The sequence below is a fragment of the Flavobacterium panici genome (assembly GCF_024499525.1).
Lineage (GTDB): Bacteria > Bacteroidota > Bacteroidia > Flavobacteriales > Flavobacteriaceae > Flavobacterium > Flavobacterium panici.
The window spans coordinates 3,456,009-3,470,709 of sequence record NZ_CP100437.1; the positions used below are offsets into that span (position 1 = coordinate 3,456,009).

Below are 14,701 nucleotides of genomic sequence, written 5' to 3' on the forward strand. Positions count from 1 at the left end.
CGGAAAGAAACGATGAGAATCTTGAGCCTTAACAACTATAGTTAATAAGACAAACAAAAGCGATATATAAATTTTATTTTTCATATGGTTTTTATTGAAATCATTTTGAAGAATTAGTCCTTCGGGATTATTTTTAATCATAGATGCTTAACAAAAAAGACTCTTCCTGGTTTTATTAATTTTTCATTTCGATTATTTTGCTTTTCGGCTATTTTAATATAATGGTCTGTAGGTGCCCGTCATAATTGACAACCTGCCCTTGAGCATCATATACAAAAGCTTTACGGTTTTCTTTACTTATAGCTACAATAACAAACTTTCTGTTTTTCAACATTCCATTAAATTCTCCTTTACGCTCGCCAATAGTTAAGACGCCATTTGCTTCATTGTAAATAAATGGAATGCTGGCATGGAGTCCTTTTTCATAATTATAATTTACACCTTCATCTTCATATAAATTAAAACTTCCATTTTTCCCCTTATACACGTAAAGAACAATAGTATCTGCTGGTTTTTCATCGGTGTATTGTATTTCTGGTCCAACAGAAATAATTGCTCCTTCAGGAATAAATAAAGGAATACGGCCGTATGGTGCATCTACGGATAAAGTTTGTCCCCCTTTGATATAATTTCCAGTGTTAAAATCATACCAGTTAGTTCCTGCAGGAAAGTAAACCTCTCTTTTACGAACACCATATTTATAAACTGGACATACCATGAAATTTTGACCAAACATAAATTGATCATTAGCATTTATAACATTTTTATCGTTTGAAAAATCCATAACCAAAGGACGCATAATGGTATAATCGTCAAAATGGGTCATTCCGGCCATCGTATAGATATAAGGCATTAATCTATAACGCAAATTGTCATAAAACAAAATAGATTCATAAGCAGGATGACCTTTTGGGGCTATATTCCAAGGCTCACGATAAGGAAATTGTCCGTGCGATCTGTATAATGGTGCAAATACACCAAATTGATGCCAACGTGTATTTAATTCTCTCCATTCTTTGTTGTCTGAATTTTCTATTCCATTTTTGTCATATTGCTTTTGAGCATCTACATAACGATCTTCGACACAAAATCCGCCAATATCCATAGTCCAATATGGAATACCGCTAATTGCAAAGTTTAAACCTGCCGAAATTTGTGCTTTTAAATCTTCCCAGCGTGTTGCAATGTCACCACTCCACGTTGCTGTCGAATAGCGTTGTAATCCTGCAAAACCTGATCTGGTTAATAAAAACACACGTTTATTTGGCTCTACACTACGCTGCCCATCATAAATGGCTTCGGCATTCATCAAAGCATAAGTATTAAAGTATTCTGTCGCTGACCCTAAGGCTGTTGGGCCTTGCAAGGATTTGCGATAATCCATATCTGTACAATCCAATACATTTGGTTCACTGGCATCCATCCACCAGGCATCAACTCCCGTCGGATATAAATTGTCATAAATTTGTTTCCAAAATAGTTTTCGCGCACCACCTGAATAAGCATCATAAAAAGAACCTACATAACCAGGAGCAACCCAGTCCCGAACATTATCTTTAATGGCCTGTTGGTACATCCATCCTTTTTGATCAAATTCTTTAAAATGTTCCGTTGTTTTATAAAACTTAGGCCATACTGAAATCATCATTTTACCATTCATCGCGTGGATAGAATCTACCATTGCTTTTGGATCAGGAAAACGTTTTGGATCAAATTTATGACTTCCCCAGGAATCCTCTTCCCAATAATTCCAATCCAGTACAATATTATCTATAGGGATCTTACGTTCTCTAAATTCTTTAAAATTGCTTAGAATCTCGGCTTCTGTTTTGTAACGCTCTCGGCTTTGCCAATAACCCATTGCCCATTTTGGCATAATTTGAGCTTTTCCTGTCAGAGTACGATATCCTTTAACTATTTCATCCATAGAATTTCCATGAATAAAATAATAGTCTAATTTTTTATTCATTTCACTCCACCATACCTGATTGCTTTTCTCTTCAATGAGTTGAGGAGTTCTTACTCTTAATCCGCAATAAGATGTTCCCCCGTTAGGTTTCCATTCTATTCGTAAAGGAATTCGTTTACCTGCTTCTAAAGGCATTGAAAACTTGTAGCTATTAGGATTCCAGGCAGTTCTCCAGCGCTCTGGAACTACTAACTGATTATTTAAATACACTTTGACATACCCTGAATAATATAAAGTAAATTTATATTCCCCATCCTGTGGTGCTTCGATATCGCCTTCATAAGTTACATTAGCATTTTTTAAAGGAAAATTTGCCGGTAAGTTTTTAAAACTTTTGATGTCTTCAAAGAAAATAGATGCTTCTTTACGAACTAGTTCTATTTTTCCATTATCCGGCGTAATATAGGTGCCTGTTAAATTATCCGGTTCACCATTTTTATCGTATAATTTAAAAACAGCATTTAACTGTTCATAAGGACGGCTGTCACCAAAACGGCTTAATGAATAACTATCCCATAAAAGCCCGTAGTTTTTATTTGAAACAATAAATGGTACAGAAACTTTAGTGTTATATTGAAATAATTCTTCGCTTTTATCTTTGTAATTAAACTCATCTGACTGATGTTGTCCTAAACCATAAAAGGCCTCATCTTTTGGTGATTCAAAAATCTGACGAATTGTATACCCCTTGGTTCCTTCGACTTCTACCGGATTAAATGTCTTGCCTCCGCCAGAACTTTCAGACAAAATAAGTTTTCCGGTTTTATCTTTAAACTTAATACCTCCATCTTTTGAGGAAATCATAACGTTTAAAGTTTCGGTAGCTAATTTGATAGAATCCCTTACTTTGATAACCTTAAACGGAACAGTTTCTATATTAGGTACAATAATTAGACTGGAATCTTTTGAAAATTCATTTTCTGGTGTTGCAGACACGTGAATCAAATCGTTTCCTAAAACCTCTAAACGGACTTTGCTTAATTGGTGCTCTTTAGCAGTGTTTATGTTCACAATTATGCCATTATTAGTCTTTTTGTAATTTTTAGTAGCACAAGATGCTAATACCAATCCAGTAGTGATTAAGCTTAAACATATTTTGTTTCCTTTCATAGGTGAATTTTTTTTATTGGTAATATGTAATTCGATATCTTCATTGGTATTTATGACCAATTTCGTTTACGATTATTCATATAATTATTTAGTTATTTTTTAAATTTATTTTGTGACTTAAAAGATTTTTTTTTAAATAAAATGGTACTTGTAAATTTTTCTAAAATTAGCTTTATTTGTTTTAATGTTCTGAAAGTAAATAGTTTGAAAAAAAAGTGCAATTGTCAATTTCGTAATGAAGGATAAAAACTATTTGTCCAATCTAGAAAAACTGTTGTAAAACTACTCTTAGAACTATTTTTTTATGGTTAATATTTGAATGAAAGAGAATACTACTTATAGTTTTACGAGATTAAAAAACGAGTGTATCATTTTCATTAATATAAAAATTTAAGAATATATTGAAAGTAAAAAGAAGTGCATAACTCATAAATGATTTTTTTACTAAAATATTTTAAGTTTAAAAATTGAATTCTTTACTGATTAACAGCATAATCTCTATTTGTCATAATCTATTTCAATAAGAAAGAGAATCTGAGGTGTAAAAGTATCAATTAAGAAAAAATAAAGTGGATGGAAATGTATTCGATATTGGACTTGAATGTGTTATTTTAGTGTAGATATGTAATATGGAGCTCAAATATTGTGAATCTAGCTATTGAACAAAAGTGGCATGTTTCGGTTAGAACTCAATGAGTTTTATTGGCAGTACTAAATTTTGAAATTAGTACTTTATTCTGGATTTTAGAAAAATAATCATGCAAAGCACTTTTTTCTATAGGTCGGATTTAATTGAGATTTATTAAAAAATATCTTTCTCAATTTTTCGAATCAGATTTACTTGATAGGATCTGAAATAGATAGATTATGGGATAAAGAATATAGTTCTTTATGGGATTGTAAAGTTTCGAACCTAAGCTTAGCATACAGTGATTTTGCTGAGTTTTTGTTTTTCAAAATAGCCCTGTGCCACGATTCTGCCGCAAAACTTAAACAGGTGAAATATCTTTAAAAACCGCCTTAACTTTTTATAGCAAAAAAGGTATCCAGATCGAGTTATTGTATCTAATTAACACTGATTTACGAAGTGAAAAAATAGGACAAAAGATGATTTTTATCTTTTGTCCCGTAAAATGGCAAAAAAAAGAAACAGTAAAAAAAATATTTCCTTCTGATCTGAAATTTTAATTTATTGAAGCAGTATTTAGTTACCTGTACTCTTTTTCTTTTCCATTCCTCTGGCTTTGGAATTTGGGTTAAGTGTGGCGGAAATTCCTAAATTGATTCCCATGCCGAGCGTATTTGAACTCTTATTAATATTATTGGTGAAGTATTTTACAGGAAGAGAACTGCTTACTTTGACCATTGGAGATATGCGGTATTCGAGACCTGCATCAGCAAGGAATATAAAATATTGGTTTGAATCTGAACTCGATGACACACCGCCTGTTTTTATTTTTATTTTAATATTGGTCATCGTATAGCCACCCAAACCAAAAGAGGCAAAAAACCTCAGGGGTTTGTTGGGACTGTCGTAATAGCGATACATCAATTCAGTGCCCATAAGCATAAAGGTACGGACTGTTCCTTTTTTACCTGGCTCCATGCCACCTTCGGGTTTTTTATTTCCCATGCTTATATTTAAAAGCAGAGTGGACTGTGAGGTGAGCGCTTTTTTGAAACTCAGTCCTTTGGTCATCACTACATCACTGGTACCATTTAGTTTTGGACCTAAAAGAGCTAAAGGTGAATAAAAAAAGCCGACATCGAAATTATCTTTGTAATTCTGCATTTTATCTGATCGTATGTCTTCATAGGAGTACAGTATATCTGTAGTATAGCTTTTACCGGACAGCTCAGCATCAAGTTCAGTTTTTAGAAGATCTAGACTTTCATGGCGGCTGTTTATGAAGTTAAAAGGGTAGGCGCTGTCTTTGTAAATGATCGCATTCTGGGTTTTGTCTTCCAATGGATTGATAAGAAAGAAAACAGATTCTTTTATCTTCCGTACGGAAGATATGGTGTAAATAATGGCATTATAACAATTTAAGGAATTCTTATTTTCCTTATCCAGTATGTTTATGTACACTATGTTATAATCAGAGAAAAGCCCTGATTTTACGTAAATGTTATTCTCGCTGAGGGTTTTTAAATCTTCCCCGCCCGCATCAATTACCAGCACTCCTTTAGGCGATGCTGAATTTTCGTGGAACAGGTACTGGCTGTAACAGTTTGCTCTGGGAGTATTGAATTCATAAATTTTCTGTGAGAATAAAATCTGCATAGTGAGCAGGCTCAGGATTGTTATGGTTTTTTTTTCAAAAAGTAGACAGGTGGATATATTAGGCATATGCATTGCTATATTAAAGTAGATGGGAGATTTATTAAATAAATGGAAAAAGAGGGCAGTGGCTGTGCTGATTTACTTAATAACTAAATTCTTGGAAGAAACGGTGTGTGCGGAAAAATAACCAAGGGCGGCGCCGCTTATATTGCTTGGGGGATCTGCAGGTGTCACGCTTCCGCTTGAGATTTGAACCAGTGCGCTGAAATAGGTATATACTTCCGGATCTATGCACTGCATTTTAACGTGGATTATATTGCCAGGCAGAAGTTCATCGTCCTTGTCCAGCGATGGGAATAAGCTTCTCTGATTCACCATTCCATTATTTATATTATCTGAAAATACCTGTACGGTCTTGTTGTTTTTGTATTCAATACTCAAAATAAACAAATAGCGGTTACCCAGCTGCTCAGGATCCGTGTAGACAGGAAGTATAGTATAGGTAGTTTTATCTCCCATAGTTATGGAATCCTGTATGAGCCCGTCCAGTGTTACCGGATCAGGCATAGTGCTCTGTGCTGCGTAATTTTCCCCATCGACCGATACCTGAAGGGTGTATGTGTTGCCGGGAACAGAAACCAGACCGGAAGTCTTATAGCGTCCGTCGGATTCATAGGTTAGGATTTCTGAATGGCCCTGATTATCACTGATGGTAACAACAGCATTGGTAACTGGGGGATATTTATTGCTTTCGGTAAATGCAACAGACTTGGTGATGCGTACATAATAAGGACCAGGCTGGTCTGTGATATTTCCTTCAATGACAATAGAGCCGCTTTTGTCCTGCAGATCCAGAGTAATTTCTTTTTCGCATCCTGCGGTTAACAGTACAGATAATAATATAAAAAATGCTTTTTTCATCTTTAAAATTTGAAATTATAAGTGACATTAGGAATCATTTTAAACAGGGATGTCTGGACAGCCCTTGTAGTGCCTGGTTTATCAGGATTATCTTCGAAAGTTATCGAATAGGCATTTTCAAACCCAAATAAATTATAGAATCCAAAACTCCACGATCCATGAAACCTTTTGTTTGTTTTAGGATCATAAGTTGCACTTATATCCAGCCTGCGGTACGAGGGCATTCTGTCTGCATTTCGGCTGGTGTACTGAAAAATGGTCTGGCCGTTAAGCTCGTATTTTCCAGTCGGGTAAGTTACTGCATTACCTGTGCTGTACAGAAAAGTTCCTGATAGTGACCACTTGGGATTTAAAGTATAGATAGCAACAACAGAGAGATCATGTGTTTTATCAAGACGGGTATTATAGCAGTCATTATTGTTGATGCCGTTTATTTTACGCTCGGTTTTTGACAGGGTGTAGGATATCCAGCCGATAAGCGCTCCCTCTTTCTTTTTGACAATAAGCTCTATACCGTAGGCTCTTCCCTTACCAAACAAAAGTTCGCTTTCCACATCCTTTCCAGAATCAAAAGTTATCTCGGCACCATTTTTATAATCAATCTGGTTCTTCATGTCCTTATAGTACACCTCGGCATTAATTTCGTAATTATTATCGCTGAAGTTTCTGCTGTATCCTGCACTTATCTGATCCGCAATCTCAGGCTTAACCGTGTAACTGCTCCCAATCCACTGATCGGAAGGGTTTCCGTTGCTGCTGTTGGACAACAAATGGAGGTTCTGGGTGTTTCGAGAGTATCCGGCTTTTATGCTGCTGACTTCGTTTATTCGGTAGTTGGCGGTCAAACGGGGTTCAATATTTAAATAGGTTTTACCGATAGATCCCTCAGCGATATCTTTACTATCAATGAGCACACCATTTTCATAAATGTTATAAGTGTCTCCTCCTATAACACTGAAAGCTGACAACCTGATACCGTAGTTAAGGGTTAAAGGTTCAGAAATTTTAAAATCATCATTTACATAAAGGGCATTTTCCCATGAATATCGAGTGCTTTTTGGGTAACTGCTTACACTACTTCCTGATGCGGTGCTTGGAGTGATGGCATGATAGATAGACTGAACTCCGAATCGAACAGAATGATCGCTGCTGGCAAACCATGAAAAATCCTGTTTCAGGTTTCTGTCCTTAATTTTGGAGCTCATTGTTGTTGTCTGGTCGCTGGCGCTCCCCAGACTGACATTGTAATCGTAGTTGCTGTAGATAAGTGAAGTGTTTGAGAATAGTCGGCTGCTGATAATGCTGTTCCATCGCAATGTACCTGTGGTGTTACCCCAATCAGTTGAAAATGAGCTACCAAGAGCCATTACATCTCTTCCGAAATATCCTGATAGATAAATGCGGTTGTTTTTATTTATCTGATAATTGGCCTTCATGTTAAGATCGTAGAAGTACAGTTTGGTGTCCTTAAAATCATCATTGCCTTTTAGGAACATATCCACATATGTTCTTCGGCCGGATATTATAAAAGAAGACTTATCCTTCTGAATGGGCCCCTCAACGCTGAGCCTGCTGCTGATAAGACCGATTCCCCCGGAAACATTGTAATCCTGATTATTCCCGTCTTTCATTTTTATATCCATTACAGAGGAAAGTCTCCCCCCGTATTGTGATGGACTGTTTCCCTTTATGATGCTGGCATCTTTCAGAGCATCACTGTTAAAGGTGCTGAAGATTCCTAAAAGGTGTGATGCATTATAAACGGGTGCTTCATCCAATAGAATAAGGTTTTGGTCGGCAGCACCGCCTCGAACGCTGAATCCCGAACTTCCGTCTCCTGTGCTTTTAACACCTGGCAGCAGCTGGATTGTTTTTATTACATCTTTTTCCCCAAAAAGCACGGGAAGTTTTTCTATTTTTTTCATGTTAAGGGTTTCCATCCCCATTTGCGCCTCACTGAGGTTTTTATCCTTTTTTGTTCGTGAGACAACCACTTCATTTAGGGTATTGGCCTGACCAGTATCCAACAGCCAGTCAATCCTGATATTTTTATCAAGAGTGATGCTTCGCTGCTGCTGTTCAAATCCAATGTAGCTGCATGTAATGCTGTACTGGCCTTCCGGGATTGATATAGAGTAGAATCCGTATTCATTGGTAACTGCTGAAAAGGCACTGTTCTGGATAATCTGAACAGCGGCGCCAATAATGAGTTCTCCGTTATTTTTGTCTTTGATTGTACCACTGATGGTATATTTCTGCTGAGCCAAACTTTTGCCAGAGCAGAGAAGCAGGACAGTCGGTATAAAATGCCTGATAAAAAATGTTTTCATTTACTACATGTGTTTTACAGCAAAAATGTGAAAGCATTTTTGATTTTCAGGCACAGATGAAACTGAAGTGGACGAAAAAGTAGATAAAGTGGACAAGACCTTATAAACAGAATTTAGAAACAGGGTTTTCTTTGTAATTTACAGGCTTTAGGGGTTTTAAACTAAGGACGCATTAGGTAGGAAATGCCCAGTTAAATTTCATTTTTTTTATTGCATAGCATGTTTGATAAAGTTTTTGAGGCTGATTAAGACAGTCATTCAGTACGTTCTGCGCCGGCAGATAGTAGTAAGATATAAAAGCTTTAACTGCCCTGATGCCAATAAGGGGAGCAGTGAATTTATTCTATGGCTATTTACTCTGTGTATATCCCAGTCCGTCCTACGATCTTACGCCGCGGCCATCTTATTTGTGCCTGTTCAGCCCCACTGTGTTTGGTTTTCTTTTCCCGGCTGCTTCTCTCAAAAGTATACGCCGGCAGATCTCTCAGCCATTAGAGAGCCATTCCAGAAAATCTGTGACTTTCTCTTTTCCTACCAGTATGGCATCAGGAAAGTCAGAATTTAAAGTAATTCTTATTTTCCGGTTCGGGTAGTGTGCGGCTGATTTCACGGCTTTTCTGTTGATTAGATACTGCCGGTTGGCACGGTAAAAAAACGGGGCGAATTTTTTCTCCAATGTATCAAGGTTCTGGTTTACGGGCCATTTTCTGCCTTCAAAGCTAAAGGCATATACCATCAGGTTTTCAATTAGAAAAAATGCGATTTCCTTGCCCGAGAGCGGAATGATTTTCTCTCCCTGATGTAGGATGACTGACGGCATAGCAAGGGGCTTGAGGCTCTCGGAAAGACCCGAGAGCAGTTTTTTAAAATCCAGGACCTGGTTATCTGCCCCAGTGAGCAGCGTATATTTCTTTAATGCTTTGGTTATGGAATCCTTATTAACGGGCTTGATAATGTAATCAATCCCCATTGTTTCAAAAGCTTCTAGCATATAATTGTTAAAAGCTGTGCAGAATATGATAGGTACCTTATTGTTTATGGCCGCAAAAATGTCAAAACTCAGACCATCCCCTAATTGTATGTCGGAGAATATAACATCAATTTTATGTTCTGTTTTGAAGAATTCGATTGCTTCTTCAACAGAAGGCAGCTGGGCGCAGATCAGGGCATCCGGTATCACTTCGGCAATGGTCTTGGCCAGGTCTTTCGCCAAAGGTCTTTCATCTTCTATGATAACAATATTCATAGTTTAAAGTATTGGGATTATCACGGTAAAATTTTGCTCTGATTCTTCTATTATGATTTCTTTTTCGCTGAGTAGCTTATACCGACTGTTCAGATTTGCCAGCCCGGTATTGTTACACTGCGCATATGTGGCTGGATTTTTTTTATTGGTTACAAGAAGCCCTAATGGGATATATTTAATCTGGAATTCCAAAGGTTTTTTTTCAGTAAAATGATTGTGTTTAAATATGTTTTCAACCAGTGTCTGTAAGGCAAAAACAGGCAGTTTATGGCTGTACATTTCCCTTGGGACTTCAATTCCGCAAGTAAAGGCACTGCCGAAGCGCACGCGCTGCAGGGCAAGATAATCATCTACAAAACCCAGTTCCTTTTCCAAGTCCACCACATCGGCTTCCGGTGTGTTAAGAGAATACTGAAGGAAATGGGAAAGCCTTACGACATACTCTTCGGCTTTGTCATGATTGGAGCTGATAAGAGACTTGAGTACGCTCAGGGCATTAAAAAGGAAATGGGGCTGGAGCTGCTGAACCAGGACTTGTTTCTGGGCTTCGCTATTCTGAAGTTTTAATTCCTGTACCTCTCTTTCTGCGATTTCTTTGTTGCGGGAGGTCAAAATGTTATTGCAGAGGATCATGATGACAATATTGGGAAGCATTAAAAAGAAAATATCATATACGATATTTGTGTTTTCAAGGGCCGGACCGGGTATTTCATAATCAGGCATAGCTATTTTTGTTAAAATCCTTAGAATAATTATAATAGCCTGGGCCGTTAAAAATTTCGAAAAATTGTTCATCTGGGGCTCCTTGAGCACCAGGTAGATATGAATGGACCAGATGACAAGGCTAACGGCCGTGATTACAGTAAAGAAAATCAGGAAAGACCTAAAATCAAATTTTTGGCTCAGGTAAGGCGGGCTTGCTCCGTAGAATGCCAGAATGGGCGATATGAGAAAGGCGTTAAGCCATAATTTTTTGGTCACAGTCAGTACGATTACATTTATAAAGTAAATTTTCAAAAGGTTAAAGTCTCTCTTCCCTTTTATAAAAAAAAACTATTTCAAAAGATGTATTTTTTTTAAGAATTAGCCGTTTCAAATGCCAATTTGTCCACTTCATATGCCAATGATCTCCTTGCTGTATTTACACTACTTTTAAACTCCATTTTTTCTGATTATAAAATTAGTTATAGAATACTCTTTTGTTAAGCTCAGTTTGTTATAATTATATTCTTTATTTAAAATTTCTTTAAAAATAAATAGCCTTCATAGAAAGAATACTTCTAAATCTACATAACCCTAAATCTTATAGACGAAGAATTTTTTTGTCGTTATTAAGTAAGAATAATCGTTTTTTTTATCAAGAAGTTTTTCAGAAATCAATTCTCAAAATTATAACGTATGGTAAATTCTGAACTAATGGTTGTAGTAATGTTTCGAACTTAAGCTTTCAAGTAATTCTTTTACAATGTTTTAAGTTGTCTATTGAATCTGGGTGCACCGATTCTGCACCCAGATTCAGATATATCTTTTTCAATATTTTATCTGCCCAAAAATGTCTAATACACATTCGAACATGAGCTTCCTAAGTATTTATTTTTGTAAGGTTTTTCTTTTTCTAAATAAATTGTACTAGTATTTTGCCACAAAATTTTGATGGTTTATTATCCTTAAAAAACGCTTTTGCTTTTTTGGCGAAATTGTAAGCAGCACCAAATAAAACTTGTGCTATAAATGCTTTATTTAACAGATAAATTTATGAATACTGAATGTTAAATCTGAGCTTAAAAATTATTGTTTAGAAAATTACAAGTCCTGCAATAAATTATTTCTTCTGGAGAGACATTTTTTTTCTGCTTAATTTTAGTTGGAGTGTCAGTTTTCTTATCTAATGTACTATTTTCGATAGGTTCATCACTTTCTGAATCTTTTAGAAATTTCTTCACTGTACTTTCTGCCAAAAATCTTAAAAAAGATAATATTTCAGCAGCTTCATCTAGGGTGACGTTCATCCCTTCGTCGGTTAACATTTTATGTGCCTTCTCGGGAGTTATTTTCCATTTGTCCTTTTGGTTGTTCATTATCTTTTTATTTTGTAACTCAAAGATAATCATTTGTTTATGAAATTAAATAATGGTTTATTTTGTACCGTAGAGGGACCTCGACGGGACAAATTTCAACATTTTTTTTGGATGATTTGAAGAAATTGGCTTATTATATGTAGTTAACTGTCCTCCAGTGGCTTTGGTAATTTGGTTTAGATGTCCTGTTGGGGATTTGTGGAAAATGTAGCATCAAAAAAATAAATATTATCCTATTTTTATTAAAACCGCCTTAGCTTTTTTGTGGCAGAATTAAAAGCTACTCCAATATTTGCATGGCACGATTTTGCCAGAAAAATTAGAATGGTCAAATATTTTGTTTCATTTTATAAGATGAAACGTATTTTTTTTTCAATTTGTAAGGGTACGTGAACTTTTATAAATAATTTTAAATAACGATTTTGATATTAACTATTTAAAAATATTTTTATGAAAAAATCATTTCTATACCTCTCTATGTTTTTGTTATTACTGTCTTGTAAAAAAGAACAAAATGTAATTGATAATAATAATGTATCTAAAGTTGAAGCATTATCAGATAATGATATTTCAGATGCCTATTTGTATCTGCTTGGGAGAGCATTTGTACTTAGACAACAGCGTCTTGATTTTGAAAAAGAAGGTTTTCAATGGAATAAAATTCAGTATCGCGCACCGGGTGGAGTTAACTGGGCGAATCCAAATTTGGACGTAGTCTATATGGAAGCCTGGATAGCGGTTGATGAGAATAATTATGTTATATTGGAAATTCCTAAAATTGAGGGACGTTATTACACCTGGCATATGCTAAATGGATGGGGAGAAACCATACTTAATATTAACGAGAGAACCTTTCCTCAAAAACCTTACGGTAAATATGCTTTATGCTTGAAAGGCAGTAATCCAAAAATACCGGGTGATGCACTTCGAGTTGATCTTCCCGTGAAAACATCGCGGGTTTTGGCGCGTTTGGAACTAGGTAAAAATGTTCAGGAGGCGGTAATTCTTGAAAAGCAGTTTAAAGTAATTGAAAGCGGTAAACCACAGATAAGGCCATTTTATAAGTTAGCTCACTTTACAAATGATAAATTGCCGGGAGCAGAACTATTTGATGACGCCAGTGGAATTTTAAACAGCGAGCCAGATATTAACAAAGGAATGGAAAATGTACGAGCTAAAGTTAAGGAGGTAGAAAAATTGGTAAAATCAGGAAGTGAGGCTAGAACCAGAGTGGATCAGATAATTAAACAGAAGTCATTAAAGGAGCTTGCTGAATTAATTAAAACGCCCGGAGAAAAACAAAATGGATGGTCGCATCCTGTTGGAATAGGAAATTATGGATCAAACTTTAAAACCCGAACCGTGGTTAATCTGGGAGGAATCTGGGCTAATAATTTACAAGAAGCCATTTACTTTATCAGAACAGGAAATGATGGAAGTGCAGTCTACACTCAGACTTTCGCTAAAAATGAGCTGCCTCAGTCCAAAGTAAAATATTTCTGGTCTGTGATCTGTGTTGACGGAAAAGAGTTTAAGGTGATTCCAAATCCTTTGAAAAGATATCTTTTAAATAATCAATCACCATTAAAATTCAATAATGACGGTTCACTGACTATTATTTATAGCCCTAAAAAACCTCAAAATTTGCTGGAATCCAACTGGATACCGACGCCTGAGGGTAAAAAATACAACCTAACTTTTAGATATTATGGACCATCGCAGGATATAATCGATGGCAGTTATTCTCCGCCGGATTTACTAAAGCAATAAATGTCAAAAATTAATTAACTATAATTATATGATCTCAAGGCTAAGTTAATAAGAGTAGAAAAGATTTGCTTTTACTAATAATAGCAATAGCATAAAAAAAATGGCGTCAATTGTCTTCAATTGGCGCCATTTGGCTGTTTGTGACAGGAACAGGACAAATTTCTATAAATTTTATGGAGGATTTGAAGAGATTGGCGTACTGGACGTAGAGGCTGTCTTTATATGTCTTAAGTATTTTGGTTTAGACGTCCTGTTGGGGATTGATGGAAATTCTATTTGATTTCGCAGATGATTTTAAAGAAAACTTTACTGCATAATTTATTTAAAGTAAAAACAAACTCCCTTAATTTTTTGTAGCAAAAAAGGCAGGAATACCAAATTAAATCTCCTCAAAAAATGAAAGAAAATCCAATGTTACTAATTTCATTTTTCAGGATTACGAGTAAAATTTACCAGAAAAATAATTAGGGTATAATGTGACTGTTGGGGTAAACTTTTGATTTATAAGTAAATTTGAGGGATGGAAAATTATTAATTCTGAAAATTGCAACAAATCAGACCGTTTTTTGATACAAAAGAATACCATAACAGGACGAAGTTTTTAGTGAGGTTTGCAAATACAATTTTTTATTGCATGACAAGCAGGATAAAATGGTGTTTTAAGATTTGGGTTTAACTTGATTTATTAATTTGGATTGAATTATCACTTTAATAATGAAATTTAATCCTTGTATTTCCCTATTAATCTAATTTTTTGTAAATAATTGTTGAGCCCAATTTCAATAGAAAATAGAATATCGGAGTTAGGGAATTTAAATTATGGAAACATTTAGTTCTTGCTGCAGAATTAATGTAAAAAAGGGGATTAAGTGAATTGCTCCAATTACATTAACATGATAACTTTAAAAAAATTGAAGGTTAAATTTAAGTTAGTTTTAAACTAGAGAGTTTAATAGTCTCTCTAGTTTTTTATTTTCAAAAACAAAAAAAATG

General features: G+C 35.4%; 8 protein-coding genes. 1 reads left to right on the plus strand and 7 read right to left on the minus strand.

Annotation, left to right across the window (positions count from 1 at the left end; all coding sequences use genetic code 11):
* Positions 1 to 208 precede the first annotated feature (208 nt).
* The 7 genes from NLJ00_RS14625 to NLJ00_RS14655 all read right to left on the minus strand — a co-directional run bounded on the left by NLJ00_RS14625 (position 209) and on the right by NLJ00_RS14655 (position 11,938).
* The gene (locus NLJ00_RS14625) at positions 209 to 3,079 is read right to left on the minus strand and encodes a TIM-barrel domain-containing protein (RefSeq protein WP_256634302.1); all 2,871 of its coding nucleotides are present in this window, start codon (positions 3,077 to 3,079) and stop codon (positions 209 to 211) included.
* Positions 3,080 to 4,283: 1,204 nt separating this feature from the next.
* On the minus strand, positions 4,284 to 5,429 hold the full coding sequence (locus NLJ00_RS14630; RefSeq protein WP_256634303.1) for a hypothetical protein: 1,146 nt from the start codon (positions 5,427 to 5,429) through the stop codon (positions 4,284 to 4,286).
* A 72-nt stretch (positions 5,430 to 5,501) separates the two neighbouring features.
* On the minus strand, positions 5,502 to 6,284 hold the full coding sequence (locus NLJ00_RS14635; RefSeq protein ID WP_256634304.1) for a DUF4249 domain-containing protein: 783 nt from the start codon (positions 6,282 to 6,284) through the stop codon (positions 5,502 to 5,504).
* 2 nt (positions 6,285 to 6,286) lie between these two features.
* Complete coding sequence (locus tag NLJ00_RS14640) at positions 6,287 to 8,614, minus strand: TonB-dependent receptor (RefSeq protein WP_256634305.1); 2,328 nt, start codon at positions 8,612 to 8,614, stop codon at positions 6,287 to 6,289.
* Between the two features lie 484 nt (positions 8,615 to 9,098).
* On the minus strand, positions 9,099 to 9,860 hold the full coding sequence (locus tag NLJ00_RS14645; protein ID WP_256634306.1) for a LytR/AlgR family response regulator transcription factor: 762 nt from the start codon (positions 9,858 to 9,860) through the stop codon (positions 9,099 to 9,101).
* A 3-nt stretch (positions 9,861 to 9,863) separates the two neighbouring features.
* On the minus strand, positions 9,864 to 10,841 hold the full coding sequence (locus NLJ00_RS14650; protein WP_256634307.1) for a sensor histidine kinase: 978 nt from the start codon (positions 10,839 to 10,841) through the stop codon (positions 9,864 to 9,866).
* Between the two features lie 800 nt (positions 10,842 to 11,641).
* Positions 11,642 to 11,938 carry a hypothetical protein gene (locus NLJ00_RS14655; protein ID WP_256634308.1) on the minus strand — a complete coding sequence of 99 codons (297 nt, stop codon included), beginning with the start codon at positions 11,936 to 11,938 and terminating at the stop codon, positions 11,642 to 11,644.
* Between the two features lie 450 nt (positions 11,939 to 12,388).
* Here NLJ00_RS14655 and NLJ00_RS14660 point away from each other — a divergent pair, with 450 nt between their 5' ends.
* Positions 12,389 to 13,708, plus strand: a complete 1,320-nt coding sequence (locus NLJ00_RS14660; RefSeq protein ID WP_256634309.1) for a DUF1214 domain-containing protein — start codon at positions 12,389 to 12,391, stop codon at positions 13,706 to 13,708.
* The last annotated feature ends 993 nt before the right edge of the window (positions 13,709 to 14,701 follow it).

What these genes read in the sequence shown, in the direction of transcription:
- NLJ00_RS14655 (WP_256634308.1), bottom strand. Translation starts at nt 11,938, where the DNA reads ATGAACAACCAAAAGGACAAATGGAAAATAACTCCCGAGAAGGCACAT.
- NLJ00_RS14660 (WP_256634309.1), top strand. Translation starts at nt 12,389, where the DNA reads ATGAAAAAATCATTTCTATACCTCTCTATGTTTTTGTTATTACTGTCT.
- NLJ00_RS14630 (WP_256634303.1), bottom strand. Translation starts at nt 5,429, where the DNA reads ATGCCTAATATATCCACCTGTCTACTTTTTGAAAAAAAAACCATAACA.
- NLJ00_RS14645 (WP_256634306.1), bottom strand. Translation starts at nt 9,860, where the DNA reads ATGAATATTGTTATCATAGAAGATGAAAGACCTTTGGCGAAAGACCTG.
- NLJ00_RS14635 (WP_256634304.1), bottom strand. Translation starts at nt 6,284, where the DNA reads ATGAAAAAAGCATTTTTTATATTATTATCTGTACTGTTAACCGCAGGA.
- NLJ00_RS14625 (WP_256634302.1), bottom strand. Translation starts at nt 3,079, where the DNA reads ATGAAAGGAAACAAAATATGTTTAAGCTTAATCACTACTGGATTGGTA.
- NLJ00_RS14640 (WP_256634305.1), bottom strand. Translation starts at nt 8,614, where the DNA reads ATGAAAACATTTTTTATCAGGCATTTTATACCGACTGTCCTGCTTCTC.